Here is a 25,264-nt window from a genome sequence, read left to right as displayed (position 1 = left end):
AACAAGACTGGGAAAAGATGGCGGGTATCCTACCCCTTCTATCCTCCGGACGGCATGCCCGGCAACGATTTGCAGGGGTGAAATATCTTGCCCGGCGCTTTATAGTGGCCGACCTCCGTTTCATCAAGTAGCGAAGCCCCACATGTCCGAACCACGCAAGATCCTCGTCACCAGCGCCCTGCCCTACGCCAACGGTTCGATTCACCTTGGCCATATGCTGGAATATATCCAGACCGATATGTGGGTGCGCTTCCAGAAGCATCGCGGCAATCAATGCATTTACGTCTGCGCCGACGACGCCCACGGTTCGGCGATCATGCTGCGCGCGGAAAAGGAAGGCATCACCCCGGAACAACTGATCGCCAACGTGCAGGCTGAACACAGCGCCGACTTTGCCGAGTTCCTGGTTGATTTCGACAATTTCCACTCCACTCACGCCGAAGAAAACCGTGAGTTGTCGAGCCAGATCTACATCAAGCTGCGTGACGCCGGGCACATCGCCCAGCGCTCGATCACCCAGTACTTCGACCCGGAAAAGAAAATGTTCCTGGCCGACCGCTTCATCAAGGGCACCTGTCCGAAATGCGGTACCGAAGACCAGTACGGCGATAACTGCGAAAAATGCGGTGCGACCTACGCCCCGACCGATCTGAAGGATCCGAAGTCGGCGATCTCCGGCGCCACCCCGGTGCTCAAGGATTCCCAGCACTTCTTCTTCAAACTGCCAGACTTCCAGGAAATGCTGCAAACCTGGACCCGCAGCGGCACCTTGCAAGACGCCGTCGCCAACAAGATCGCCGAATGGCTGGACGCTGGCCTGCAACAGTGGGACATCTCCCGCGATGCGCCGTACTTCGGTTTCGAGATTCCGGGCGAGCCGGGCAAGTATTTCTACGTGTGGCTGGACGCACCGATCGGCTACATGGCCAGCTTCAAGAATCTTTGCGACCGTACGCCGGAGCTGGACTTCGATGCGTTCTGGGCCAAGGATTCCACCGCCGAGCTGTACCACTTCATCGGCAAGGACATCGTCAATTTCCACGCGCTGTTCTGGCCTGCGATGCTCGAAGGCGCGGGCTACCGCAAGCCGACCGGCATCAATGTGCACGGTTATCTGACCGTCAACGGCCAGAAGATGTCCAAGTCGCGCGGCACCTTCATCAAGGCGCGTACGTATCTGGATCACCTGTCGCCGGAATACCTGCGCTATTACTACGCGGCCAAACTGGGCCGTGGCGTCGATGACCTCGACTTGAACCTCGAAGATTTCGTGCAGAAGGTCAACTCCGACCTGGTCGGCAAAGTGGTTAACATCGCCAGCCGTTGCGCCGGTTTCATCCAGAAAGGTAACGCCGGCCTGCTGGTCGGCACCAATGCCGCGCCAGAGCTGACCGAGGCTTTCCTCGCTGCTGCGCCAAGCATTGCCGACGCCTACGAGGCCCGCGACTTCGCCCGTGCCATGCGTGAAACCATGGCTCTGGCCGACCGCGCCAACGCCTGGATCGCCGACAAGGCGCCGTGGTCGTTGAACAAACAGGAAGGCAAACAGGATGAAGTCCAGGCGATCTGCGCCACCGCCATCAACCTGTTCCGCCAACTGGTGATCTTCCTCAAACCGGTGCTGCCGCTGTTGGCCGCCGATGCCGAGGCGTTCCTCAACGTCGCCCCGCTGACCTGGAACGACCACACCACGCTGCTGGCCAACCACCAGTTGAACGAATTCAAACCGTTGATGACCCGCATCGACCCGGTAAAAGTACAAGCCATGAGCGACGCCTCGAAAGAAGACCTCACCGCCAGCCAGACCGACACCGGTGCCGCGGCCCCAGCGGGCAATGGCGAACTGGCCAAGGACCCGCTGTCGCCGGAAATCGACTTCGATGCTTTTGCTGCCATCGACCTGCGCGTCGCGCTGATCGTCAAAGCCGAACATGTCGAAGGTGCTGACAAGCTGCTGCGCCTGACGCTGGACATCGGTGACGAGCAGCGCAACGTGTTCTCCGGGATCAAGAGCGCTTATCCGGATCCGTCCAAACTCGACGGTCGCCTGACCATGATGATCGCCAACCTCAAGCCACGGAAAATGAAGTTCGGTATCTCCGAAGGCATGGTGATGGCGGCCGGCCCTGGCGGTGAAGAGATTTACCTGCTGAGCCCGGACAGCGGCGCCAAGCCAGGTCAGCGCATCAAGTAACAGTTGGCGGTCAATTGATCCCACAGGCGTGCCCGGCATGCCTGTGGGATTTTTCATATCTGGCCGGATAATGCCTAACCTTTAGAGACACCCGCCCGTTTCGCTGGCAGAACCATGACCGAACTTGTGCTTACGCTCATCAGTGCTGCACTGCTCAACAACTTCGTGTTGCACTGGCCGCTGGGCGTCGATCCGCTGTTGGCGGGCAGTCGTCGTCAGGTGCATGCGTTGGGGCTGGCGACGTTGTGTCTGATGTTGATCACAGGCGTAGTGGGTTACGCGATCTGGCATTGGCTGCTGGTGCCGCTGCAACTTGAGTTCCTGCGCCTGTTCGTGTTTCTGCCGCTGAGCGTATTGCTGATCACGCCGCTGTTAAAGCTGCTGGCGCGCTGGCTGCCAAAGTTGCCTTTTGACGGGTTATGGCCGCTGTTGCTGGGCAATGCCGGTGTACTGGGGCTGGCGCTGATCAACGCGCAAAACGATCGCGGTCTGCTGCAGACGACAGCGCTGAGCCTCGGTGCCGGACTGGGTTTCTGGCTGGTGCTGAGCCTGTTTCAGGATTTGCGTGAACGCACGACCGACAACGATATTCCCCTGCCCTTTCGCGGCTTGCCGATCGATCTGATCAGCGCCGGATTGATCGCAGTGATTTTTCTCGGATTCAGTGGACTGATCAAAACATGAGTCTGATTCAACGCATCGATGCCCTTCTGCCGCAGACTCAATGCGGCAAGTGCGGCCATCCCGGATGCAAGCCCTATGCACAAGGTATCGCCGAGGGCGAGCCGATCAACAAGTGCCCGCCGGGCGGTGACGAAACCATCGCCGCGCTGGCTGAACTGTTGAAAGTACCGGTGCTGGAACTGGACATCAGTCGCGGTTCGGCGCCGCCGCAAGTGGCGTTCATCCGTGAGGCCGAATGCATTGGCTGCACCAAGTGCATTCAGGCCTGCCCGATCGACGCGATTGTCGGCGCGGCGAAACTGATGCACACGGTGATCATTGACGAGTGCACCGGTTGCGATCTGTGTGTCGCACCATGCCCGGTCGATTGCATCGAAATGCACCCGCTGCCGCTCGGCACATTGCCGGTCGTGGGCGGTCTGGCCTTCAGTCTTGAAGAACAGCGCGCGCGCGCGGCCAAACGCGATCACGCGCGTCAACGCTTCGAGCGCCGAAACCAGCGCTTGCAACGCGAAGAACAACAGAAGCAGGCTGAGCGTGAAGCGCGGGCGAAACGGACGGTGCAACCTGAAGTGGCCGCAACCGATCCGGTACAGGCGGCACTGGAACGGGTGCGTGCGCAGAAAGCGGCGACCGCCGATGCGGCGCTGAAGAAAGCCAAGATCGATGTGGCGATGAGCCGTGCGCAACTGCACAAATCGTTGAAAGCCTTCGGCCATCCGCCGACATTTGAGCAGCAGACGCAACTGATCGTGTTGCAGCAGCAGTTCGAAGCAGCCGAACAGGCTCTGGCGAAACTTGAAAGCAACCCGGCGCCAGCACCCATCGTGCCTGCCCCCGCCAAAGACGCCGATCTGAAACGGGCCAAGATCCAGTTGGCCATGCGTCGTGCTGAACTGAAAAAAGCCCAGACCGCCGAAGCGGCGCCCGAGCAGATCGCCGCGCTTGAGCAGGCATTGCGCGACGCCGAACAGGCCCTGCACGCCGCCGAAGCCACAAGCGATCAGCCGTTGCCTGACTTGGTGCGCGTCGAAAAACGTCCGATCGACAGCCAGCTTCGTCAGTTGAAAACCGAATTGGCCTACGCCCGTGCGGACCTCAACAAACTCGAACGACGCGCCGACACGCCCACCGAAATCCTCGACAAGGCCCGCGTCCGCCTGCAAATCGCCGAGCGCCAGGTACAAGATCATGTCGCCCATTGAGACACCGGACAATCGCCTGCAACAGGCGATGAAGCTGGTGCTGCTGGCCGCCTTGCCGGGGTTGCTGGCGCTGTTCTGGTGGTACGGCTGGGGCGTGCTGATCAATCTGCTGCTGGCGATCGTCGCCGCGCTGATGGTCGAGGCCGGCGTCGCACGTCTGCGTCAACAGCCCATCCAGCCAGCGTTGAGCGACGGCAGTGCGTTGGTCAGCGCAACATTGCTGGCGGCCGCCCTGCCACCTTATTGCCCCTGGTGGCTGACGGTGATGGCGGTTGCTTCGGGACTGCTGTTCGGCAAGCACATTTACGGCGGCGTCGGTAGAAATCCGTTCAATCCGGCGATGCTCGGGTTTGCCCTGATCATGGTGATGTTCCCGCAACCGATGACCCACTGGCCGGCCCATGGCCTGGATCTGACGGCAACGTTTCAACAGGTATTCGGCGCAGGTCAGGCGCCGGACGCTTGGGCGCAGGCCACGGTGCTGGACAGCCTGCGCATCAACAAGAGCCTGACCATGGATGAATTGTTCACCAGTAATCCGGCCTTCGGTCGCTTTGGCGGACACGGTGGGGAATGGGTGAATCTGGCGTTTCTCGCCGGCGGGTTGTTTTTGCTGCAGCGCCGGGTCTTCGGTTGGCATGCACCAGCAGGCATGCTCGGCAGTCTGTTTGTTGTCAGCCTGCTGTTCTGGAATGGCTCCGGGTCGGACTCTCAGGGTTCGCCGCTGTTCCACCTGCTCAGTGGCGCGACCATGCTGGGCGCGTTTTTCATCATCACTGAACCGGTCTCCGGCGCTAAAACCACGCTTGCCCGCCTGCTGTTCGGTGTCGGCGTCGGACTGCTGACTTATGCGATTCGCACCTGGGGAGGTTACCCGGATGGCGTGGCGTTTGCGGTGCTGCTGATGAACCTGTGCGTGCCAGCGCTGGAGCGGTTTGCCGCGAGTCGTCAGCCACAGGTGAGCTCATGAACCGCGCGGTCAGCGCACTGACGTTATTGTTGTTGGCGGTGGCCGGCATTGGCGCGACGTACCTGCTGCAACGCAGCAGTGCACCGCAAATCGCTGCAGAGCAGCGCTGGGCCGACAGTCGCAAACTGCTCGACGTGCTTCCCGCTGACAGCTACGACAACCAACCGCTGGACCAGCCGATTACACTGACCGATACAGGTCTGAGCCATAGCACGCTCGCGGCTGGTTATCGTGCAACCAAGCATGGTCAAACCGTTGCAGTGTTGCTGCGTAACCAGACCGAGGGCTACGCCGGGGCCATTGAATTGCTGATTGCGATCGATGCCAACGGCAAGTTGCTCGGCGTGAAACCCCTCAAGCAAAACGAAACCCCGGCACTCGGCGGGCCGATTGGCGACTGGCCGAACCGCTGGCTTCAGGTTTTCACCGGCAAATCACGCGGTGAACCGAATGACACTGGCTGGGCACTGAAAAAAGATCAGGGGCAATTCGATCAAATGGCCGGGGCAACCATTACTTCGCGCGCGGCCATCAACGCGATCCACGATGCGTTGCGTTACTTTGACGAGCATCGAACGGCATTATTGGGGAGCGGAGCATGAACCTGCCCAACTCACTGATGCTGGTGCTATTGCTGGGCACCACCGTTTCTCTGGCCGGCGCATTGGGGACGATCTTGATGTTTGTCCTTGTGGTGGGCATTTATGCGTTGGGCATGTCACCGTTGCGCCCGCGCATGACAGAGGCGAGTGCCTTGGTGGCCGGTGTGCTGCTTGCTGCAACGTTAAGCAGTTGTGCAGATCTTCTGGCGCAACGCTGGTTTTTGGCGTGGCATCAGTCGTTCGGTCTCTATGGCGGATTGATCGCCTTGCAGTGCGTGGTGCTGGAGCACCACGGTTTCTTCGACCGACCGCTGGCCCAGCGCTTCAAACTTTGCGCATTGTTTGGCAGTTTGATGCTGGGGCTCGCGGCGCTGCGTGAACTCATCGGTCAGGGCAGCCTTGGCCGAGGGCTGTTCGAGCATGGCTCCGGTCTTGTTTTATTCGGCGCTGGGCTGCATCTGACAACGCTGTTGCCCGGCGCCTTTATTGTATTGGGTCTGCTGCTCGCGGCCCGTCAGGCGTGGAATCGCCCGAACTCGATATCCAAGGAAACGCATCGCCCATGAATGCAGCAAAACGTCTGGAGATTTTCCGCCGCCTGCACGAAGACAATCCGGAGCCAAAGACCGAACTGGCCTACTCCTCGCCGTTCGAGCTGTTGATCGCGGTGATTCTTTCGGCGCAGTCAACTGACGTCGGCGTCAACAAAGCCACGGCGAAGCTGTTTCCGGTGGCCAATACGCCGGCGGCGATCCATGCTTTAGGGGTCGAAGGTCTATCGGAATACATTAAAACGATCGGTCTCTACAACAGCAAGGCCAAGAACGTCATCGAAACCTGCCGCCTGCTGGTCGAACGCCATGGCAGTGTGGTTCCACAAACCCGTGAAGAGCTCGAAGCCTTGCCGGGAGTAGGCCGCAAGACCGCCAACGTCGTACTCAACACAGCGTTCCGCCAACTGACCATGGCCGTCGACACCCACATCTTTCGCGTCAGCAACCGCACCGGCATTGCACCGGGCAAAAATGTGGTTGAAGTGGAAAACAAGCTGATGAAATTTGTACCCAAGGAATTCCTGCTCGACTCTCATCACTGGCTGATTCTTCACGGTCGCTACGTGTGTCTGGCCCGCAAGCCACGGTGTGGGAGTTGCCGGATCGAAGACTTGTGCGAGTACAAAGACAAAACTTCTGACGATTGACCGGCTATTGGAATAATTGATAAGTCGATTGAAAAAATCTTTTTTACCCGCTGCAGGAATGTCGATATAAGGGGCGCCAAAGGCATTCTTAGCCGGGAGTTAGCTTATGAGTAGCGACAAAGAGCCACTGGATGTAGATGACGATATCGCTGCAGAAACTGATGACGCCGAACCTGTGGTCGAAGTCGCCAAGACCAATCTCAGCAAGCGCCGTACGATCGACAACCTGCTTGAGGAGCGCCGACTGCAAAAGCAATTGGCCGATTACGATTTTGATGACTGATACTTGAAAGCCTCCCGAACCGGAGGCTTTTCTCTTTGTGCGGCTAGCTGAGCTTGATCGGCCCATGACCCTGTCAGCCATCGATGGATTCAGACCAGACCATTACGCTGCGCCAATTCGATCAGATCAACCAGAGAACGCGCATTGAGCTTCAACAACAAGCGCGTCTTGTAGGTGCTCACGGTTTTGTTGCTCAAAAACATGCCATCTGCAATTTCCTTGTTGGTTTTGCCCCGCGCCAACTGCTGCAGCACCATCATCTCCCGACCGGACAGACGATCCACCATATCGGCTTCACTTGCATTGCCCAGACTGGTACGCACGGTATGCAGAGCCTGATTGGGAAAATAACTGTAGCCGGACAATACGGCCTTGATTGCGCTGAGTAACTCGGTCAAGTCCTGCTGTTTGCACACATAGCCGGCCGCCCCCGATTGCATGCAGCGCATGGAAAAGTGCCCGGGAGCCTGGGAAGTCAGAACCAGTACTTTAATAGGCATGGCCGTTGAGGTCAGGCGTGCGATAACTTCCAGACCATCAAGTTTTGGTATTCCAATGTCCAGAATGACAATATCCGGCATTTGTTCTCTAGCAAGTTGTAACGCGTCCACACCGTTATCAGTTTCTGCGATGACTTCGTAGCCATGACGTTCCATCAGCATACGTACCGCAAGACGAATGACAGGGTGATCATCCACGATCAGCACTTTATTCATGGGCAAGTCCAGTTTCGCTGTTCGAATTTTTAGAACACGCACAATAGCCCAGTCACTTGCTCTATGGCATGCCAGTGTTAACACGCACTTGCATCGAGAGACATGCCCTACATCCATCGCGGATTAATCCTACAAAAAACCTCTACCCCTCTAAACATCCGACGCCGCATCTGCTTTTGCCGGAGGAAAAATTTCTCTTTCAACCTGTTACGGACTACGACTACCGGTAAAAAACACACGCCGTCGCTGCAGTTCATTGTGCCCGAACGGCATTGGCGCCCGGGCATATGCGCGCGACTGAAAAATATCGGGATATTGGAAACACCTGGCAACAGCGGTCGCATCGGCATTATAACGTCGAGAAAAACATAAACACCTGAAACAAGATATTTATACCAAGCCCTATAATTTTGCTATAAAAATAAACACTGAAACACCACTAACTACATCCAGACAATACGAACTTATTAACCATGAGCAAGACCAGACCAAAGAGTACAAACATGCTAAAAATCAAAAAGAAGATTAGCAACCCAATGACCGTCATTGCCATATTTGCGGCCATCTCTGAAACATCAGCCGCCGTGTCTCTGCCTTTCCTTGACAACCAGGACAGGGAAATTTATGTGTGGTTCTTGATCAGCTTTCCATTTTATTTGTTATTTCTTTTCTTTATCACTTTGAACTTCAACTACCGCTCCCTCTATTCACCTTCCGATTTCGGTAAAGACAAGAACTTCCTGAAAGTAATCGATATCAATGATCGCGAGAACAAACGAAACACCTCGATGCAAGAACCTGCCACACCAGGTACATTCGGATTCTCCAGTTGTATCGTGCCGAGCGAATCGGGCACTGTCGAATGCAAAGACTCGTGCAAAGTACACAACGCACCTGACCCGCCTGCGGACATCAACGCAAAACCGAGCCTGATTGTTCAGCACAACATTCAGTTGCCCGCGTCGATCAGCAATCTCCATCTCATAGACGCCAGGGATGTCGATGCATCGAGAGAGTTAGCCACGATAATGGAAAATATCCGCAACCTGGACAGGAAAACTGCCCGTGTGGTCGTCTTTCTTTCCAATCATGTGTCCGATGTTTTACTGACGCAAAATGCACTGCTGCAAATCAGGCACATAAAAAAAGGCTCTGGCAACACGCTGTGTATTGTTTATAACCTTTGCTCACAAGCGGTGACACTACTGGGGCGAGCATGAAGGCAGAGTCGTTGCCACACGTGCGAAAACCTGAACATGACCCGAACAGAAACCGCCAAAGAATCAAGCAAAAAGGGCGGCCTTGTCTCGATGACAAGGCCGCCCTTTTCATTGCACGTCAGTCTGCAACGCTTAGAACAGCTTGCGGCCCTTGTTGGCAGCAATGCGCATGCGCAGCGCGTTGAGCTTGATGAAGCCCGCAGCGTCAGCCTGATTGTAAGCACCGCCATCTTCTTCGAAGGTCGCGATGTTGGAATCGAACAGCGAATCGTCGGACTTGCGGCCAGTGACGATCACGTTGCCTTTGTACAACTTCAGGCGCACAACGCCGTTCACGTTGACCTGCGAAGCGTCGATCATCTGCTGCAGCATCAGACGCTCTGGGCTCCACCAGTAACCGGTGTAGATCAGGCTGGCGTATTTCGGCATCAGCTCGTCTTTGAGGTGAGCGACTTCGCGGTCCAGGGTGATCGATTCGATGGCGCGGTGAGCGCGCAGCATGATGGTGCCGCCCGGGGTTTCGTAGCAACCACGGGACTTCATGCCGACGTAACGGTTCTCGACGATGTCGAGACGGCCGATACCGTGGGCACCACCGATTTTGTTCAGTGTCGCCAGCACGGTGGCCGGAGTCATTTCGACGCCGTCCAGTGCAACGATGTCGCCGTTGCGGTAGGTCAGTTCCAGGTATTGCGCTTTGTCAGGAGCGTTCTCCGGGGAGACGGTCCATTTCCACATGTCTTCTTCGTGCTCGGTCCAGGTGTCTTCCAGCACGCCGCCTTCATAGGAGATGTGCAGCAGGTTGGCGTCCATCGAGTACGGAGACTTCTTCTTGCCGTGACGCTCGATCGGGATCGCGTGCTTCTCGGCGTAGTCCATCAGCTTCTCGCGGGACAGCAGGTCCCACTCACGCCAAGGGGCAATCACTTTAACGCCAGGCTTGAGTGCGTAGGCACCCAGTTCGAAACGCACCTGGTCGTTGCCTTTACCGGTAGCGCCATGGGAAATGGCGTCAGCGCCGGTTTCGTTGGCGATTTCGATCAGACGCTTGGCGATCAGCGGACGTGCGATGGAAGTACCCAGCAGGTACTCGCCTTCGTAAACGGTGTTGGCGCGGAACATCGGGAACACGAAATCACGCACGAATTCTTCGCGCAGATCGTCGATGTAGATTTCTTTGACGCCCATGGCCTGAGCCTTGGCGCGGGCCGGCTCGACCTCTTCGCCTTGACCGAGATCAGCGGTGAAGGTCACCACTTCACAGTTATAAGTATCCTGCAGCCACTTGAGGATCACCGAAGTGTCCAGGCCGCCGGAATACGCCAGAACGACCTTGTTTACGTCCGCCATGCCATCACTCCACGGGGTTCTACGGAAAGCCGAGGAGTCTACCGCTCAAACGCGATAATTTACAGAGGCGCGACAGCTTAAGACGACAAAGCGACAGAATCTGTCGACAGCGCGACGATGACCGGCGGGTCAGGAAGTCGCTGCAGTGCTGGCTGGGGTGCTCGCCTGAGGCGCTGGAGCGGTGGTTGGCGCCACGCGTGCAAGCTTCACCGCAACCCGACGGTTCTTCGCCCGGTTGGCCGCATTGGTGTTCGGAACCAATGGGTATTGTTCACCATGGAAACGTACTGTGATCTGCGATTCGGCGATGCCATTGGCCTTGAAGAAGTCGACCACTGCCAGCGCTCGGCGGCGCGACAGTTCACGGTTGGTCAGACGATTACCGCTGTTGTCGGAATGGCCATCGAGTTCGATGTGATTGACCGTCGGATCGGCCTTCATGAATTCGAGCATCACTTGCAGCTTGGCCTTGGCGGCGGCGTCCAGATCAACGCCTTCGCCGGGGAAGCCGATCTGCGATTGCTTGATCTGGTCGAAATTCTGCGGCAGCAATTTCGCTACACAGGTCTGATAGTCGTTAAACGCCTTGCTGAATTTCACCGGCAATAAACGCACTTCCGAGACACGGCCATCGCCAGACGCGCGACGCACGACCGGGCTCCGTCCGTCCAGCAGGCCGCTGATCAAACCGCCGGCCTGCGACTGCGAACTGCTGAACAGCACGTTGCCACTGCCAAGCCTCACAGAGCCGAGATTGATGTCACCACGACCCGGCTGCCAAGGCGCAGCCGCCGCCAGCAACGTCGCCGAACCGCCGCCAAGCATGGCGTTGTAGGCATTCAGACGAAATATCGCCTGCTCGCCGGCCTTGCGCACGAACTCACCCGAACCGAAATCGGTGATCGGCTGGGTCAGACGACATTCGAACTTGTCGCCGGCGACCGTCCACTCAATGTTCTCCAGACGGGTCTGGTACGTGAGCGCCATCGCGGGAAAGCTGGCAAACACACTGAGCAAGGCTAAATAACGCTGGCGCACGGGAGGCTCCATTGGCTTCTGAAACACAAAGACCGATTCACACTATGTTTACGGCATACCTACGGGATATCGGAAGGTTCCCGCAAAACTTGATAGCGAGTGCCTGCAAGAGTCTTTTCCGGTAGCATTCGCCTCAGTTTGACCCGCCTGGAATCCCCTCATGTCCGACCGCCTGACCCTGCTGCGTCCCGACGACTGGCACATTCATCTTCGCGATGGTGCCGTGTTGACCAATACCGTTGCCGATGTTGCGCGCACTTTTGGCCGCGCGATCATCATGCCCAACCTGGTACCTCCGGTGCGCAACGCCGCTGAAGCCGACGGCTATCGCCAGCGGATTCTCGCTGCCCGCCCGGCCGGCAGTCGCTTTGAGCCGCTGATGGTGCTGTACCTCACCGACCGCACCCAGCCCGAAGAAATTCGTGAAGCCAAGGCCAGTGGTTTTGTCTACGCCGCCAAGCTGTACCCGGCCGGCGCAACCACCAATTCCGACTCCGGCGTGACCAGCATCGACAAGATTCTGCCGGCGATCGAGGCCATGGCCGAAGTTGGCATGCCGCTGCTGATCCACGGTGAAGTCACCCGTGGCGACGTCGATGTGTTCGACCGCGAAAAGATTTTCATCGATGAGCACATGCGCCGCGTGGTCGAGCGTTTTCCGACGCTGAAAGTGGTGTTCGAACACATCACCACCGGCGATGCCGTGCAGTTCGTCAACGAGGCTTCGGCCAACGTTGGCGCGACCATCACTGCGCATCACCTGCTGTACAACCGCAACCACATGCTGGTGGGCGGGATTCGGCCGCACTTCTATTGCTTGCCGATCCTCAAGCGCAACACGCATCAGGAAGCCTTGCTCGATGCCGCCACCAGCGGCAGCGCGAAGTTCTTCCTCGGTACCGACTCGGCGCCGCACGCGCAGCACGCCAAGGAAGCCGCTTGCGGCTGCGCCGGCTGCTACACCGCGTACGCCGCCATCGAGATGTACGCCGAAGCCTTTGAACAGCGTAACGCGCTGGACAAGCTCGAGGCCTTCGCCAGCCTTAACGGTCCGCGTTTCTACGGCCTGCCGGCAAACACCGATCGCATCACCCTGGTCCGTGAAGAATGGACCGCCCCGACCAGCCTGCCATTCGGCGAGCTGACCGTTATCCCGCTGCGCGCCGGTGAAAAACTGCGCTGGCGCCTGCTGGAGGAACACGCGTGAGTGAAGACCATTTCGACGACGAACTGGACGGTCAAAGTGGCGGTGGCGGTTCCCGTCACCCGATGGCAGCACGCTTTCGCGGCTACCTGCCGGTTGTCGTCGACGTAGAAACCGGCGGCTTCAACTCGGCCACCGATGCGTTGCTGGAGATTGCCGCGACCACCATCGCCATGGATGAAAAGGGTTTTGTTTACCCGGATCACACTTACTTCTTCCGCGTTGAGCCGTTCGAAGGCGCCAACATCGAAGCAGCGGCGCTGGAGTTCACCGGAATCAAGCTCGATCACCCACTGCGCATGGCCGTCAGCGAAGAAACCGCGTTGACCGACATCTTCCGTGGCATTCGCAAAGCGTTGAAGGCCAATGGCTGCAAGCGCGCGATTCTGGTTGGCCACAACAGCAGCTTCGACCTTGGCTTCCTCAATGCCGCTGTCGCGCGACTGGACATGAAGCGCAACCCGTTCCACCCGTTCTCCAGCTTCGACACCGCGACGCTGGCCGGTCTGGCGTACGGTCAAACCGTACTGGCGAAAGCCTGTCAGGCAGCCGACATCGATTTCGACGGCCGTGAGGCGCACTCAGCGCGTTACGACACCGAGAAAACCGCTGAGCTGTTCTGCGGCATCGTCAACCGCTGGAAACAGATGGGCGGTTGGGAAGATTTCGACGACTGATCGATGGTCGTCGGGTAAATCCCGCGGATAAAAAAACCGGCCACGTGGGCCGGTTTTTTTGTACCTCGACGTTGCGCCTTACAGGGCTGCAGCGTTCTCGGTCAGGTATGCAGCAACGCCTTCTGGCGAAGCGTTCATGCCTTTGTCGCCTTTTTTCCAGTTGGCAGGGCAGACTTCGCCGTGCTCTTCGTGGAATTGCAGAGCGTCGACCAGACGGATCAGCTCTTCCATGTTACGGCCCAGCGGCAGGTCGTTGATGATCTGCGAGCGGACAACGCCTTTGTCGTCGATCAGGAACGCGCCACGGAAAGCTACGCCGCCTTCGGATTCAACGTCATAGGCCTTGGCGATGTCGTGCTTCATGTCGGCAGCCATGGTGTATTTCACCTGGCCGATGCCGCCATTGTTCACAGGCGTGTTGCGCCATGCGTTGTGAGTGAAGTGCGAGTCGATCGACACAGCGATCACTTCAACGTTGCGCGCCTTGAAGTCGGCCATGCGGTTGTCCAGAGCGATCAGCTCGGACGGGCAGACGAAGGTGAAGTCCAGTGGGTAGAAGAACACCAGGCCGTATTTGCCTTTGATGGCCGAGGACAGGGTGAAGCTGTCAACGATCTCGCCATTGCCGAGTACGGCCGGGACGGTGAAGTCAGGGGCTTGTTTGCCTACGAGTACGCTCATTGATATCTCCTGGTGTAAAAACTTGAAGTTCAGGGTCCGCGCCAGCCTGCCACCCTCAGGCGACAGCCCTGTGACACGAACCCCCTTCGCAAGGGCCGACCATCATACACTGCGAATTTGGCCTGTCCTTAACGGTTTTTCAAAGCAGGCGCAGAACGGCGCTGCATTTACGGGGCCAGGCAAATCGCCAGTAAATACCGTTCGTCAGTCATGGCTGTTAATCGGCTGAAGCGTTCCGAAAGCACTTTGACAATCATTCTCGTTAACATTAAGATCCATCGCAATTGAGTCACAACCAGCGACGGTTCTCACTTATGTATGTTTGTCTCTGCACTGGCGTCACCGACGGACAGATCCGCGAAGCGATCTATGAAGGTTGCTGCAGCTATAAAGAAGTTCGCCAGGCCACCGGCGTCGCCAGCCAATGCGGCAAATGTGCCTGCCTTGCCAAGGAAGTGGTACGCGAAACCCTGACCAAGCTGCAAACCGCTCAGGCCGCGATCCCCTATCCGGTAGAATTTACTGCCGCGTAATAACACCCCATTTCAAAGAACCGGACTTATGTCCGGTTTTTTTATGCCTGTAAATCAATTGCTTAGCGTCCAGACGCGGAACACAAACATTCTTATTCCGATTAATTTTCATATATTATTCAATAACTTAGGTTTGACACTTATAAGTGCGAAGCTCAAACTCTGCCGTATATACAGCTATTACAGGGCAGGACTCCGATCATGAAAGGCGACATTACAGTCATCCAGCATCTCAACAAGATCCTTGCCAATGAGCTGGTCGCGATCAATCAGTACTTCCTGCATGCGCGCATGTACGAAGATTGGGGTCTGAACAAGCTCGGCAAGCACGAATACAAAGAATCCATCGACGAGATGAAGCACGCGGACAAGCTGATCAAGCGCATCCTGTTCCTCGAAGGCCTGCCGAACGTGCAGGACCTGGGCAAGCTGCACATCGGCGAGCACACCAAGGAAATGCTGGAGTGCGACCTGCGTATCGAGAAGACCGGCCATGCTGACCTGAAGACCGCGATCGCGCATTGCGAAACTGTTGGCGACTTCGGCAGCCGTGAACTGTTGGAAGACATTCTCGAATCCGAAGAAGAACATATCGACTGGCTGGAAACCCAACTGGGCCTGATCGATAAAGTCGGTCTTGAGAACTATCTGCAATCGCAGATGGGCGAAGAGTAGGAGCTGCCGCAGGCTGCGATCTTTTCAGATTGCACCGGCAACTTGCAGTAACTTTTCGAACGCACTAAAAAGCCCCGCCCTCTTTCGAGTGGCGGGGCTTTTTATTGGCTGAAGATCAGAAGATCGCAGCCTCGTTTCACTCGACAGCTCCTACAGAAGCAGCAGCTGTCGCATGAGACCTGGCCGATCAGGCTTCGGACTTGTTCGCCGCTGCCGCTTCAACAGCCGACTTGATGGTGGTTTGCAACGAACCGTCTGCAGCCATCTCGGTCATGATGTCGCTACCGCCGACCAGCTCACCGCCGACCCACAGTTGCGGGAAAGTCGGCCAGTTGGCGTATTTAGGCAGGTTGGCGCGGATTTCCGGGTTCTGCAGGATGTCCACGTACGCAAACTTTTCGCCGCAAGCCATGACAGCCTGCGCAGCTTTCGCGGAGAAGCCACACTGTGGGGCATTCGGCGAGCCTTTCATGTAAAGCAGAATGGTGTTGTTGGCAATCTGCTCTTTAATCGTTTCGATGATATCCATGGAGCACCTCGGCTGAACTTTCCGACTCATGGGTCGGCACGGTGACGCATTGTAACGGAATCCCGAGCGCCATGCTCGGTCTCCCCGACGGTCACGTTCAGGCCGCCGCCACCGTCACCGGCACACCATTAAGGGCCGCATTACCCGACAATTCATCAAGCTGGCATTCATCGGTCAGATCATTGGCACTCGAGCCCGGCTGGCCACTGGCAATCGCCATCTGCACACCCGGCCGCGCATGGCCCCAGCCGTGCGGCAGGCTGACCACGCCTTTCATCATGTCCAGACTGCCGAGCACTTCCACCTCGATCTGGCCAACCCGCGAGCTGACGCGAACCAACTGACCATCGTTAAGCCCACGGCTAGCGAGGTCATCCGGGTGCATCAGCAGTTGATGGCGCGGCTTGCCCTTCACCAGACGGTGATAGTTGTGCATCCACGAATTGTTGCTGCGTACGTGGCGGCGGCCGATCATCAACAGCTCATCGGCGGCTGGCGCCTGCAAGGCAGCGAAACGTGCAAGGTCAGCGAGAATCTCTGGCGGAGCGGCCTGCACTCGCTGATTCGGCGTTTTCAGCCGCGACGCCAGATTCGCTTTCAGCGCCCCCAGATCGATCCCGTGCGGATGATCGAACAATGTCGCCAACGAGAGTTTCTGCTCAGAGGCGTCACCGTACAGGCCCATGCGCAGGCCCATGTCGATCATCTTCGCCGGCGGCATGGTCGGTTTCAGTTCTTTACCGGTCTTCTCGGCGAAGGCCTTGGCCAGACCGACGAAGATCTCCCAGTCATGCAAAGCACCCTCAGGCTTGGCGAGGATCGCGCGGTTGAAGCGGGTGACGTTGCGCACCGCGAACAGATTGAAGGTGGTGTCGTAGTGATCATTCTCCAGCGCCGAGGTCGACGGCAGGATCAGATCGGCGTAGCGCGTGGTTTCGTTGATGTAGAGGTCAATGCTGACCATGAACTCCAGGCCGTCCAGCGCTTGCTCCAGTTGCCGCCCGTTCGGCGTCGACAACACCGGATTGCCGGCCACAGTGATCAGCGCACGGATCTGGCCGTCGCCTTCAGTGAGCATTTCTTCGGCCAGCGCCGAGACCGGCAACTCGCCGCCGTATTCAGGACGACCCGAGACACGGCTCTGCCATTTGTTGAAATGCCCGCCCGAGGTCGACGCCACCAGATCCACGGCCGGCTCGGTGCACAACGCGCCGCCAACCCGGTCGAGGTTGCCAGTGACCAGATTGATCAATTGCACGACCCAGTGACACAAGGTGCCAAAGGCTTGGGTTGAAACACCCATGCGCCCATAGCAAACCGCACTCGGCGCAGCAGCAAAGTCACGTGCCAATTGGCGGATCTGCTCGGCTGGCACGGCGCACAACGGACTCATCGCCTCCGCCGTGAACGCCGCCACCGCCGCGCGTACGTCGTCCAGACCATCAATCGGCAAATGACTGTCGCGGGTCAGCCCTTCGCTGAACAAGGTGTTGAGCACACCAAACAACAGCGCCGCATCGCCCCCCGGACGCACGAACAAATGCTGATCAGCCATCGCCGCCGTCTCACTGCGTCGTGGATCAACCACAACGACTTTACCGCCGCGCGCCTGGATTGCCTTTAAACGTTTCTCAACATCTGGCACGGTCATGATGCTGCCGTTGGAGGCCAGCGGATTGCCGCCGAGGATCAGCATGAAGTCGGTGTGATCGATGTCCGGAATCGGCAGCAGCAAGCCGTGGCCGTACATCAAGTAACTGCTCAAGTGGTGCGGCAACTGATCGACCGAGGTCGCCGAGAAGCGATTGCGCGTCTTCAGCAAACCGAGGAAATAATTGCTGTGGGTCATCAGCCCGTAGTTATGCACGCTCGGGTTGCCTTGATAGACCGCCACAGCGTTCTGGCCATGACGTTCCTGAATCGCCGCCAGTTTCTCGGCCACCAGCGCAAACGCTTCGTCCCACTCGATCGGCAGCCACTCGCTACCAACGCGACGCATTGGCTGGCGCAGGCGGTCCGGATCATTCTGGATGTCTTGCAGGGCCACGGCTTTGGGGCAGATGTGGCCACGGCTGAAGGTGTCGAGGGCATCACCCTTGATCGAGGTGATCGCAACATGGCCATCGGTTTCGGTGGTCTCGATGGTCAGCCCACAAATGGCTTCGCACAGGTGGCAGGCACGGTGATGGAGAGTCTTGGTCATGGCCAGTCTCTGTCTTGTTCTGGGCGGACAATCACGCCCGCGGGAACAAAACTATGGCCCCGGCGCCGTCCAGGCGCCAGCGACGTTCGTCTTGTGAATCGACGACTATCAGGAGAGCCGATAGATCGCCACGTTTAACTGGAAGGGAGCTGAGGCGGTGCCGCCAACTGGATTTCCTGAATGGTTTCGATCTGCTCGTGGGCGACATGGACGCCGGTCAGTTCGCCAATCAACCGCCAATGCTCGTCGAGCCCGGCGCTGATAGTCGCCATGCGATCAATCATGTGGCGGCCGGCACTCTTCACCACTTCGTCTTCGCTGCGCAGCAGTTCGAATGACATTGAAGTGACTGACGCGGTGAGATGAGTCAGAGAGCGAGCCGTGTGGCCCAACAGTTCCATTAACAGTTTTTCTTTCGATTCCATGCGGAGGCTTCCTGCGTCGCTCGAAACTTATTTATAACCCAGCACTTTGCTTTAGCAAATGTTTCAGCCCAAGCATCCGACCAAGTGATGGCATGGCGCCACGGTCGTAAACCGACCCAGTTGACCCAATCCCCGTCACGGCGCATTGCCAAGCCCCGCGAGGCCAGTGTACAAAGAGGCTCGCTGCTGTCCTGAACCCGACTTCAAATGCGTGACTGCTACATCCAGTGCGCCCTTCGATTTCCGCAAAAACCGTAGCCTATTGGAAAAACGCGACATTTAGTGTCAATATCGCGCCTTCCCCTATTTCGTCGCCCCGTGCGGCTTACGCCGCAGGTCTCGCCCGTTGTTCCGTTAAACAAGGCTTTGAGCATCTGCGGTTTGTAGCAAAAAGGTAGTCAATGATGAGCGCAAGGCACTTTCTCTCCCTGATGGATTGCACGCCCGAAGAGCTGGTCAGCGTGATCCGTCGAGGCGTTGAGCTCAAGGACCTGCGTAACCGCGGCGTACTGTTCGAGCCTCTGAAAAACCGCGTGCTGGGGATGATCTTCGAGAAATCCTCGACCCGCACCCGGATCTCCTTCGAGGCCGGCATGATCCAGCTCGGTGGCCAGGCAATCTTCCTGTCCCCGCGTGACACCCAACTGGGCCGGGGCGAGCCGATCGGTGACTGCGCCATCGTCATGTCGAGCATGCTCGATGCGGTGATGATCCGCACCTTCGCCCACAGCACTCTGACCGAATTCGCGGCCAACTCGCGCGTGCCGGTGATCAACGGCCTGTCCGATGACCTGCACCCTTGCCAGTTGCTGGCCGACATGCAGACCTTCCTTGAACACCGTGGCTCGATTCAGGGCAAGACCGTGGCCTGGATCGGCGACGGCAATAACATGTGCAACAGCTATATAGAGGCGGCGATCCAGTTCGACTTCCAGTTGCGCGTCGCCTGCCCGGAAGGCTACGAGCCTAACCCGGAGTTCGTGGCCAAGGCTGGCGATCGCGTGACCATCGTTCGCGATCCGGCCGACGCCGTGCGCGGCGCGCATCTGGTGAGCACCGATGTCTGGACTTCGATGGGTCAGGAAGAGGAAACTGCCAAGCGCCTCAAGCTGTTCGCCCCGTTCCAGGTCAACCGCGCCCTGCTCGACCTCGCTGCCGAGGACGTGCTGTTCATGCACTGTTTGCCTGCGCACCGTGGCGAAGAAATCAGCCTCGACCTGCTTGATGACCCGCGCTCCGTCGCCTGGGATCAGGCAGAAAACCGTCTCCACGCACAAAAGGCCCTGCTCGAGTTCCTCGTCGAACCGGCATATCACCACGCATGAGCCATGAATTACTGCTGAACCTGCGCAACCTCGCTTGCGGCTATCAAGACCAACGCGTGGTGCAGAACCTCAATCTGCACCTCAACGCCGGTGACATTGGCTGCCTGCTCGGTTCGTCCGGCTGCGGCAAGACCACCACCCTGCGCGCCATCGCCGGATTCGAACCGGTGCACGAAGGTGAAATCACCCTCGGTGGCGAAACCATCTCCAGCGCCGGTTTCACCCTGGCGCCGGAAAAACGCCGGATCGGCATGGTGTTCCAGGATTACGCGCTGTTCCCGCACCTGAGCGTTGCCGACAATATTGCCTTCGGTATCCGCAAGCACCCGAACAAGGAGCGCGTCACCGAGGAGCTGCTCGAACTGGTCAACCTGAAAAACCTTGGCAAACGCTTTCCGCACGAGTTGTCCGGCGGCCAGCAACAACGCGTCGCCCTCGCCCGCGCCTTGGCACCGGAGCCGCAATTGCTGTTGCTCGACGAGCCGTTCTCCAACCTCGATGGTGAACTGCGGCGCAAGCTCAGTCATGAAGTGCGCGACATCCTCAAGGCCCGTGGCACCAGTGCGATTCTGGTGACCCACGACCAGGAAGAAGCCTTCGCCGTCAGCGATCACGTCGGAGTGTTCAAGGAAGGTCGACTCGAACAGTGGGACACTCCTTACAACCTGTATCACGAGCCGGCAACGCCCTATGTGGCCAGTTTTATCGGACAGGGTTACTTCATTCGCGGCCAGCTCGACAGCCCGGAATCGGTGCAGACTGAGCTGGGTGAGCTGCGCGGCAATCGTGCTTACACTTGGCCGATTGGCGGCGCGGTGGATGTTTTGTTGCGTCCGGATGACATTGTTTATGCGCCGGACAGTGCGTTGAAAGCGCGGATTGTCGGCAAGACGTTCCTTGGTGCTTCAACGTTGTATCGCCTGCAATTGCCGACGGGTGCGCAGCTGGAATCGATTTTCCCCAGCCATGCCGATCATCAGGTTGGGGCAGAGGTGGGGATTCGCGTAGCTGCTGAACATCTGGTGCTGTTCCAGGCATCGGGCAGTACCGCTGCACAAATCCCGGCAGTGGAAAACGGCGTCCGCCGCTACAGCACCGCGCTTTAAAGATCAAAAGATCGCAGCCTTCGGCAGCTCCTACAGGGATCAATGTAGGAGCTGCCGAAGGCTGCGATCTTTTAGCTTTTAACCGAGGATCAGGGTGCCACTGGCAACCAGCGTCGCATTGCCGCCGATCTTCACGCGCTCACCTTCCAGACGACAGAACAACTCCCCGCCCCGCGCCGAGCGCTGGCACGCGGTCAGGCTCGACTTGCCCAGACGTTTCGACCAATACGGAATCAGGCTGCAATGCGTCGAACCGGTCACCGGGTCCTCATTGATGCCGATCGCCGGTGCAAAATAGCGCGAAACGAAATCGTGCTGATTGCCCCGCGCCGTAACGATCGCGCCCAGCCACGGCAGTTTGGCGAGTGCAACCATGTCCGGCTTGCAATCGAGCACAGCCTGCTCTGACTCCAGCACCACAAACAGTTCGTTTGAGCCAAGGACATCAACCGCTTCGACACCCAGCGCCCGCTCAACATCCAGGGTAACGCCGATCTCTGACGGCATGATCGACGGAAAATCCAGCCACAACCGATCACCTTCTCGAGTGACGCTCAGCGCGCCGGACTTACAAGTGAAGTCGATACGCTCAGCGCTTTCCTTGTAGATGTCGAACAGCACATAAGCACTGGCCAACGTGGCGTGCCCGCACAACGGCACTTCAGTAGTCGGGGTAAACCAGCGGATATGCCAAGCCTGACCTTCGCGCACCAGAAACGCGGTTTCCGCCAGATTGTGTTCGGCGGCGATCTTCTGCATCAACTCATCCGCTAGCCACGCCTCCAGCCGATAAACCATCGCCGGATTGCCACTGAACGGCCGATCACTGAACGCGTCGACCTGATGAAACTCGAGCTGCATAACCTTCTCCCTAAGTCAGTCCGCCGAGCATGCAACCACGAGGCAATCAGCGCCAGTGACAGAACCGGCCAATTTTCTGCATACAGCGATAACGGCTACGTGCGGCCGATATCGGCAAACTTCGCCTGGGTATGTTCCGCAAGCACGGCGGGCGCCAATTCCACTTCAAGGCCGCGCCGGCCGGCGCTGACATAAATAGTCGCAAAACCCTGAGCGGAGTTATCGATGAAGGTGCGCAAGCGCTTCTTCTGCCCCAACGGGCTGATGCCACCCAGCAGATAACCGGTGGAGCGCTGGGCCGCCGCCGGGTCAGCCATCTCGACTTTTTTCACCCCGGCAGCATGCGCCAGGCCCTTGAGGTCGAGGCTTCCGACGACCGGCACCACTGCGACCAGCAATTCACCTTTTTCGCTGGCTGCAAGCAAGGTCTTGAACACCTGTGCCGGCTCAAGTGCCAGTTTTTCTGCGGCCTCCAGCCCATAGGAGGCGGCTTTGGGGTCATGTTCGTAACTGTGCACGCGATGTTCGGCACGAACTTTTTTCAACAAGTCCAACGCAGGGGTCATGGCAGCTCCGGGCTCGGCAGTGACGGAAAAACACTGTGCCGGATTCTAGGTGATCAGCCCCTAAAAGGCTCTATCCCAAGCCGTGATTCCCGTGACTTGCGGACATTCTGAGCGCGCCGTTCCGCCTCGCCGGCGAAGGATCATTCACACAGCGAATAGTTTTATTGTGACCGATGGTTCACTTTCGACCTTTGACAGGTTTGTTTCTTGTCTATATTTTTTCGAATCTGAATAATGTAAGAATTATCGTCATCGCAGCACTCAGCAGTAAACCGGGAAAGGAATGGGGATTCCTGACCGGGGAAAATCGCGCCCTGCCCTATCGGCATGACGCCAGACAACAACAAAAACCGAGGTTTTCAATGACAACTGCTTTACAGCAACCATCGCTCTCGAGCCAATGCATGGCCGAATTTCTGGGTACTGCACTGCTGATCTTTTTCGGCACCGGTTGCGTCGCCGCGCTCAAAGTCGCGGGCGCCAGCTTCGGCCTGTGGGAAATCAGCATCATTTGGGGCGTCGGCGTGAGCATGGCGATCTACCTCACTGCCGGGGTTTCCGGCGCACACTTGAACCCAGCGGTGAGCATTGCGCTCGCGATCTTCGCTGACTTCGAAAAGCGCAAACTGCCGTTCTACATTCTTGCCCAGATCGCCGGCGCCTTCTGCGGAGCGCTGCTGGTTTACACGCTGTACAGCAATCTATTCTTCGATTACGAACAAACTCACCAAATGGTTCGCGGCTCGGCTGCCAGCCTCGAGTTGGCCTCGGTGTTCTCGACGTTCCCCAATCCAGTGCTGTCGACTGCTCAGGCATTCCTGGTGGAGATGATCATCACCGCCATCCTGATGGGCGTGATCATGTCCCTGACCGACGACAACAACGGCCTGCCGAAAGGCCCGCTGGCACCGCTGCTGATCGGTTTGCTGATCGCGGTGATCGGCAGCTCGATGGGTCCGCTGACCGGTTTCGCGATGAACCCGGCGCGTGACTTCGGTCCGAAACTGATGACTTTCTTCGCCGGCTGGGGTGAAATTTCCTTCACTGGCGGCCGCGATATTCCGTACTTCCTGATTCCGATTTTTGCACCGATTGTCGGTGCCTGCCTCGGCGCTGCCGGGTATCGCGGGCTCATCGCCCGTCACCTGACCGGCGCCACACCTGCTACAAAGGATGCAGAACCGGCCATTGACGGCAAACCAAGAACTTCTTGAAACAGTCGGCGCCGGCTCCTGCCCGATAGAGCCTGCGCCACGGCCCACTCTCCCTTATTTCGTCCAAGGCAATCGACATGACCGACATTCAGAATAAGAACTACATCATTGCCCTCGATCAGGGTACGACCAGCTCCCGCGCGATCATTTTCGACCGCGATGCGAACGTGGTCTGCACCGCGCAGCGCGAATTCGCTCAGCATTACCCGCAGGCCGGTTGGGTCGAACACGATCCGATGGAAATCTTCGCCACCCAGAGCGCGGTAATGGTTGAAGCGCTGGCCCAGGCCGGTCTGCACCACGACCAGGTCGCTGCCATCGGCATCACCAACCAGCGCGAAACCACCGTGGTCTGGGACAAGACCACCGGCCGCCCGGTGTACAACGCCATCGTCTGGCAGTGCCGCCGCAGCACCGAGATCTGCCAGCAGCTCAAGCGCGATGGCCACGAAGAATATATCCGCGACAACACTGGTCTGGTCACCGACCCGTACTTCTCCGGCACCAAACTGAAGTGGATCCTCGACAACGTCGAAGGCAGCCGCGAGCGTGCGCGCAATGGCGAACTGTTGTTCGGCACCGTCGATAGCTGGCTGATCTGGAAATTCACCGGCGGCAAGGTGCACGTCACCGACTACACCAACGCTTCGCGCACCATGCTCTTCAACATCCACTCGCTGGAGTGGGATTCGAAGATGCTGGAGATCCTCGATATCCCGCGCGAGATGCTTCCGGAAGTGAAGGCTTCTTCGGAAATCTACGGTCGCACCAAGAGCGGCATCGCCATCGGCGGTATCGCCGGTGACCAGCAAGCGGCACTGTTCGGCCAGATGTGCGTCGAGCCAGGCCAGGCGAAAAACACCTACGGCACCGGCTGCTTCCTGCTGATGAACACCGGCGACAAAGCGGTGAAATCCCAACACGGCATGCTCACCACCATCGCCTGCGGCCCGCGTGGCGAAGTTGCTTACGCACTGGAAGGCGCGGTGTTCAACGGCGGTTCCACGGTGCAGTGGCTGCGTGATGAACTGAAAATCATCAACGACGCCCACGACACCGAATACTTCGCCAATAAAGTGAAGGACAGCAATGGCGTGTACCTGGTGCCGGCCTTCACCGGTCTCGGCGCGCCGTACTGGGACCCGTATGCCCGCGGTGCGCTGTTCGGCCTGACGCGCGGCGTACGTGTGGATCACATCATCCGCGCTGCGCTGGAATCGATCGCCTACCAGACCCGCGACGTGCTCGACGCCATGCAACAGGACTCCGGCGAACGCCTCAAGGCTCTGCGTGTTGACGGCGGCGCGGTGGCGAACAACTTCCTCATGCAGTTCCAGGCCGACATCCTCGGCACGCAGGTCGAGCGCCCGCAAATGCGCGAAACCACCGCACTCGGCGCAGCTTACCTGGCCGGTCTGGCGTGCGGCTTCTGGGGCAGCCTGGAAGAACTGCGCGGTAAAGCGGTGATCGAGCGCGAGTTCGAGCCGAGCCTGGGTGAAGTTGAGAAAGAGAAGCTGTACAAAGGCTGGAAAAAAGCCGTCAGCCGCACCCGTGACTGGGCGCGTGAAGACGCTGAATAAGCCAACCTTAGGACTGGCTAAAACGGTCCAAACAGCGTGAAAGCGTAGCGAGCGAAGGCAAGCCAAGGCAAAAACAGGCGAGGACCGGCTGGGGTCGCACTCGACTTTACGGGTTTGTAAATGAGCAGTCCGAGCCTGTTTTTAACGCAGGATGGCTTGCGTAACGCCGTAGGCGCCCAGCACGAAGTAGCTTTCACGTTGTTTGGAAACTGGTAGGGAGCG

At 58.1% G+C, this 25,264-nt stretch carries 26 protein-coding genes; 17 read left to right on the top strand and 9 right to left on the bottom strand.

What is annotated here, in order from left to right; translation table 11 throughout:
* The first annotated feature begins 142 nt into the window (after positions 1 to 142).
* The 8 genes from metG (at position 143) to ACM6JQ_RS02430 (ending at position 7,139) form a co-directional block, all read left to right on the top strand.
* On the top strand, positions 143 to 2,194 hold the full coding sequence (gene metG, locus ACM6JQ_RS02465; RefSeq protein ID WP_007916615.1) for a methionine--tRNA ligase: 2,052 nt from the start codon (positions 143 to 145) through the stop codon (positions 2,192 to 2,194).
* A 114-nt stretch (positions 2,195 to 2,308) separates the two neighbouring features.
* Positions 2,309 to 2,878 (top strand): electron transport complex protein RnfA, encoded by a 570-nt coding sequence (locus ACM6JQ_RS02460; protein ID WP_414893165.1) that lies wholly within the window; start codon positions 2,309 to 2,311, stop codon positions 2,876 to 2,878.
* Positions 2,875 to 4,083: an electron transport complex subunit RsxB gene (gene rsxB / locus ACM6JQ_RS02455; RefSeq protein ID WP_095112326.1), complete on the top strand. Its 1,209-nt coding sequence runs from the start codon at positions 2,875 to 2,877 to the stop codon at positions 4,081 to 4,083. Before ACM6JQ_RS02460 ends, rsxB begins: the two co-directional genes overlap by 4 nt.
* Entirely contained in the window at positions 4,070 to 5,053 is a 984-nt protein-coding gene (locus ACM6JQ_RS02450; RefSeq protein WP_095112327.1) for an RnfABCDGE type electron transport complex subunit D, read from the top strand. The genes rsxB and ACM6JQ_RS02450 overlap by 14 nt, the downstream gene beginning before the upstream one ends.
* Positions 5,050 to 5,655 carry an RnfABCDGE type electron transport complex subunit G gene (locus tag ACM6JQ_RS02445; protein ID WP_414893164.1) on the top strand — a complete coding sequence of 202 codons (606 nt, stop codon included), beginning with the start codon at positions 5,050 to 5,052 and terminating at the stop codon, positions 5,653 to 5,655. The genes ACM6JQ_RS02450 and ACM6JQ_RS02445 overlap by 4 nt, the downstream gene beginning before the upstream one ends.
* Positions 5,652 to 6,221 (top strand): Rnf-Nqr domain containing protein, encoded by a 570-nt coding sequence (locus tag ACM6JQ_RS02440; RefSeq protein ID WP_414893163.1) that lies wholly within the window; start codon positions 5,652 to 5,654, stop codon positions 6,219 to 6,221. The genes ACM6JQ_RS02445 and ACM6JQ_RS02440 overlap by 4 nt, the downstream gene beginning before the upstream one ends.
* On the top strand, positions 6,218 to 6,856 hold the full coding sequence (nth, locus tag ACM6JQ_RS02435) for an endonuclease III (RefSeq protein WP_007916652.1): 639 nt from the start codon (positions 6,218 to 6,220) through the stop codon (positions 6,854 to 6,856). The genes ACM6JQ_RS02440 and nth overlap by 4 nt, the downstream gene beginning before the upstream one ends.
* Before the next feature lie 106 nt (positions 6,857 to 6,962).
* A complete protein-coding gene (locus tag ACM6JQ_RS02430) occupies positions 6,963 to 7,139 on the top strand; it encodes a PA3496 family putative envelope integrity protein (protein ID WP_007916654.1) in 177 nt (58 codons plus the stop codon).
* 89 nt (positions 7,140 to 7,228) lie between these two features.
* Here the strand turns inward: ACM6JQ_RS02430 and ACM6JQ_RS02425 are convergent, their stop codons facing one another.
* Positions 7,229 to 7,855: a response regulator transcription factor gene (locus ACM6JQ_RS02425; protein WP_007916656.1), complete on the bottom strand. Its 627-nt coding sequence runs from the start codon at positions 7,853 to 7,855 to the stop codon at positions 7,229 to 7,231.
* Positions 7,856 to 8,358: 503 nt separating this feature from the next.
* On the opposite strand from ACM6JQ_RS02425, the gene ACM6JQ_RS02420 reads away from it, so the two are divergent.
* Positions 8,359 to 9,075: a hypothetical protein gene (locus tag ACM6JQ_RS02420; RefSeq protein ID WP_414893162.1), complete on the top strand. Its 717-nt coding sequence runs from the start codon at positions 8,359 to 8,361 to the stop codon at positions 9,073 to 9,075.
* A 132-nt stretch (positions 9,076 to 9,207) separates the two neighbouring features.
* Here ACM6JQ_RS02420 and ACM6JQ_RS02415 read toward each other — a convergent pair whose 3' ends face one another.
* The gene (locus tag ACM6JQ_RS02415) at positions 9,208 to 10,425 is read right to left on the bottom strand and encodes an argininosuccinate synthase (RefSeq protein ID WP_007916658.1); all 1,218 of its coding nucleotides are present in this window, start codon (positions 10,423 to 10,425) and stop codon (positions 9,208 to 9,210) included.
* 129 nt (positions 10,426 to 10,554) lie between these two features.
* Complete coding sequence (locus tag ACM6JQ_RS02410; RefSeq protein ID WP_007916659.1) at positions 10,555 to 11,463, bottom strand: flagellar protein MotY; 909 nt, start codon at positions 11,461 to 11,463, stop codon at positions 10,555 to 10,557.
* A gap of 160 nt (positions 11,464 to 11,623) precedes the next feature.
* On the opposite strand from ACM6JQ_RS02410, the gene pyrC reads away from it, so the two are divergent.
* Positions 11,624 to 12,670, top strand: coding sequence for a dihydroorotase (pyrC, locus tag ACM6JQ_RS02405; RefSeq protein ID WP_007916661.1), 1,047 nt, complete (start codon positions 11,624 to 11,626; stop codon positions 12,668 to 12,670).
* Positions 12,667 to 13,344 (top strand): ribonuclease T, encoded by a 678-nt coding sequence (rnt, locus tag ACM6JQ_RS02400; protein ID WP_007916667.1) that lies wholly within the window; start codon positions 12,667 to 12,669, stop codon positions 13,342 to 13,344. The genes pyrC and rnt overlap by 4 nt, the downstream gene beginning before the upstream one ends.
* A gap of 78 nt (positions 13,345 to 13,422) precedes the next feature.
* On the opposite strand, the gene ACM6JQ_RS02395 is transcribed toward rnt, so the two are convergent.
* A complete protein-coding gene (locus tag ACM6JQ_RS02395; RefSeq protein WP_003227723.1) occupies positions 13,423 to 14,025 on the bottom strand; it encodes a peroxiredoxin in 603 nt (200 codons plus the stop codon).
* A 314-nt stretch (positions 14,026 to 14,339) separates the two neighbouring features.
* Between ACM6JQ_RS02395 and ACM6JQ_RS02390 the strand changes: the two genes are divergently transcribed.
* Both ACM6JQ_RS02390 and bfr read left to right on the top strand, forming a co-directional pair.
* Complete coding sequence (locus ACM6JQ_RS02390) at positions 14,340 to 14,558, top strand: bacterioferritin-associated ferredoxin (RefSeq protein WP_003227725.1); 219 nt, start codon at positions 14,340 to 14,342, stop codon at positions 14,556 to 14,558.
* 201 nt (positions 14,559 to 14,759) lie between these two features.
* Positions 14,760 to 15,233 carry a bacterioferritin gene (gene bfr, locus ACM6JQ_RS02385; protein ID WP_007916671.1) on the top strand — a complete coding sequence of 158 codons (474 nt, stop codon included), beginning with the start codon at positions 14,760 to 14,762 and terminating at the stop codon, positions 15,231 to 15,233.
* Positions 15,234 to 15,420: 187 nt separating this feature from the next.
* Here the strand turns inward: bfr and grxD are convergent, their stop codons facing one another.
* From grxD to ACM6JQ_RS02370, 3 genes are all read right to left on the bottom strand, one after another.
* On the bottom strand, positions 15,421 to 15,762 hold the full coding sequence (grxD, locus tag ACM6JQ_RS02380; RefSeq protein WP_007916674.1) for a Grx4 family monothiol glutaredoxin: 342 nt from the start codon (positions 15,760 to 15,762) through the stop codon (positions 15,421 to 15,423).
* A 97-nt stretch (positions 15,763 to 15,859) separates the two neighbouring features.
* Positions 15,860 to 17,965: a molybdopterin oxidoreductase family protein gene (locus ACM6JQ_RS02375; protein ID WP_007916675.1), complete on the bottom strand. Its 2,106-nt coding sequence runs from the start codon at positions 17,963 to 17,965 to the stop codon at positions 15,860 to 15,862.
* A gap of 134 nt (positions 17,966 to 18,099) precedes the next feature.
* A complete protein-coding gene (locus tag ACM6JQ_RS02370; protein ID WP_007916677.1) occupies positions 18,100 to 18,390 on the bottom strand; it encodes a hypothetical protein in 291 nt (96 codons plus the stop codon).
* 404 nt (positions 18,391 to 18,794) lie between these two features.
* Between ACM6JQ_RS02370 and argF the strand changes: the two genes are divergently transcribed.
* Together argF and ACM6JQ_RS02360 are read left to right on the top strand one after the other, a co-directional pair.
* Positions 18,795 to 19,715, top strand: a complete 921-nt coding sequence (argF, locus tag ACM6JQ_RS02365; RefSeq protein WP_042704963.1) for an ornithine carbamoyltransferase — start codon at positions 18,795 to 18,797, stop codon at positions 19,713 to 19,715.
* Positions 19,712 to 20,821, top strand: coding sequence for an ABC transporter ATP-binding protein (locus tag ACM6JQ_RS02360; protein ID WP_007916688.1), 1,110 nt, complete (start codon positions 19,712 to 19,714; stop codon positions 20,819 to 20,821). Before argF ends, ACM6JQ_RS02360 begins: the two co-directional genes overlap by 4 nt.
* A gap of 78 nt (positions 20,822 to 20,899) precedes the next feature.
* Here ACM6JQ_RS02360 and ACM6JQ_RS02355 read toward each other — a convergent pair whose 3' ends face one another.
* Positions 20,900 to 21,682: a PhzF family phenazine biosynthesis protein gene (locus tag ACM6JQ_RS02355; RefSeq protein WP_007916690.1), complete on the bottom strand. Its 783-nt coding sequence runs from the start codon at positions 21,680 to 21,682 to the stop codon at positions 20,900 to 20,902.
* Between the two features lie 95 nt (positions 21,683 to 21,777).
* Positions 21,778 to 22,248: a Cys-tRNA(Pro) deacylase gene (gene ybaK / locus ACM6JQ_RS02350; protein ID WP_007916692.1), complete on the bottom strand. Its 471-nt coding sequence runs from the start codon at positions 22,246 to 22,248 to the stop codon at positions 21,778 to 21,780.
* 362 nt (positions 22,249 to 22,610) lie between these two features.
* On the opposite strand from ybaK, the gene ACM6JQ_RS02345 reads away from it, so the two are divergent.
* Positions 22,611 to 23,462: an MIP/aquaporin family protein gene (locus tag ACM6JQ_RS02345; protein WP_007916695.1), complete on the top strand. Its 852-nt coding sequence runs from the start codon at positions 22,611 to 22,613 to the stop codon at positions 23,460 to 23,462.
* A gap of 77 nt (positions 23,463 to 23,539) precedes the next feature.
* Complete coding sequence (gene glpK, locus ACM6JQ_RS02340) at positions 23,540 to 25,042, top strand: glycerol kinase GlpK (RefSeq protein WP_414893161.1); 1,503 nt, start codon at positions 23,540 to 23,542, stop codon at positions 25,040 to 25,042.
* Positions 25,043 to 25,264: the final 222 nt, after the last annotated feature.

Origin of the sequence: Pseudomonas sp. IT-232MI5 (genome assembly GCF_949767845.1) — a bacterium.
Classification (GTDB): domain Bacteria; phylum Pseudomonadota; class Gammaproteobacteria; order Pseudomonadales; family Pseudomonadaceae; genus Aquipseudomonas.
This window is presented reverse-complemented; position numbering and strand designations above follow the sequence as displayed.

Coding starts and splice junctions, on each gene's coding strand:
- ACM6JQ_RS02460 (WP_414893165.1), top strand. CDS start 2,309: ATGACCGAACTTGTGCTTACGCTCATCAGTGCTGCACTGCTCAACAAC.
- ACM6JQ_RS02445 (WP_414893164.1), top strand. CDS start 5,050: ATGAACCGCGCGGTCAGCGCACTGACGTTATTGTTGTTGGCGGTGGCC.
- ACM6JQ_RS02345 (WP_007916695.1), top strand. CDS start 22,611: ATGACAACTGCTTTACAGCAACCATCGCTCTCGAGCCAATGCATGGCC.
- glpK (WP_414893161.1), top strand. CDS start 23,540: ATGACCGACATTCAGAATAAGAACTACATCATTGCCCTCGATCAGGGT.
- bfr (WP_007916671.1), top strand. CDS start 14,760: ATGAAAGGCGACATTACAGTCATCCAGCATCTCAACAAGATCCTTGCC.
- nth (WP_007916652.1), top strand. CDS start 6,218: ATGAATGCAGCAAAACGTCTGGAGATTTTCCGCCGCCTGCACGAAGAC.
- rsxB (WP_095112326.1), top strand. CDS start 2,875: ATGAGTCTGATTCAACGCATCGATGCCCTTCTGCCGCAGACTCAATGC.
- ybaK (WP_007916692.1), bottom strand. CDS start 22,248: ATGACCCCTGCGTTGGACTTGTTGAAAAAAGTTCGTGCCGAACATCGC.
- ACM6JQ_RS02420 (WP_414893162.1), top strand. CDS start 8,359: ATGCTAAAAATCAAAAAGAAGATTAGCAACCCAATGACCGTCATTGCC.
- ACM6JQ_RS02440 (WP_414893163.1), top strand. CDS start 5,652: ATGAACCTGCCCAACTCACTGATGCTGGTGCTATTGCTGGGCACCACC.
- grxD (WP_007916674.1), bottom strand. CDS start 15,762: ATGGATATCATCGAAACGATTAAAGAGCAGATTGCCAACAACACCATT.
- ACM6JQ_RS02390 (WP_003227725.1), top strand. CDS start 14,340: ATGTATGTTTGTCTCTGCACTGGCGTCACCGACGGACAGATCCGCGAA.
- ACM6JQ_RS02415 (WP_007916658.1), bottom strand. CDS start 10,425: ATGGCGGACGTAAACAAGGTCGTTCTGGCGTATTCCGGCGGCCTGGAC.
- ACM6JQ_RS02425 (WP_007916656.1), bottom strand. CDS start 7,855: ATGAATAAAGTGCTGATCGTGGATGATCACCCTGTCATTCGTCTTGCG.
- ACM6JQ_RS02355 (WP_007916690.1), bottom strand. CDS start 21,682: ATGCAGCTCGAGTTTCATCAGGTCGACGCGTTCAGTGATCGGCCGTTC.
- ACM6JQ_RS02450 (WP_095112327.1), top strand. CDS start 4,070: ATGTCGCCCATTGAGACACCGGACAATCGCCTGCAACAGGCGATGAAG.
- ACM6JQ_RS02360 (WP_007916688.1), top strand. CDS start 19,712: ATGAGCCATGAATTACTGCTGAACCTGCGCAACCTCGCTTGCGGCTAT.
- pyrC (WP_007916661.1), top strand. CDS start 11,624: ATGTCCGACCGCCTGACCCTGCTGCGTCCCGACGACTGGCACATTCAT.
- metG (WP_007916615.1), top strand. CDS start 143: ATGTCCGAACCACGCAAGATCCTCGTCACCAGCGCCCTGCCCTACGCC.
- argF (WP_042704963.1), top strand. CDS start 18,795: ATGAGCGCAAGGCACTTTCTCTCCCTGATGGATTGCACGCCCGAAGAG.
- ACM6JQ_RS02375 (WP_007916675.1), bottom strand. CDS start 17,965: ATGACCAAGACTCTCCATCACCGTGCCTGCCACCTGTGCGAAGCCATT.
- ACM6JQ_RS02395 (WP_003227723.1), bottom strand. CDS start 14,025: ATGAGCGTACTCGTAGGCAAACAAGCCCCTGACTTCACCGTCCCGGCC.
- ACM6JQ_RS02370 (WP_007916677.1), bottom strand. CDS start 18,390: ATGGAATCGAAAGAAAAACTGTTAATGGAACTGTTGGGCCACACGGCT.
- ACM6JQ_RS02430 (WP_007916654.1), top strand. CDS start 6,963: ATGAGTAGCGACAAAGAGCCACTGGATGTAGATGACGATATCGCTGCA.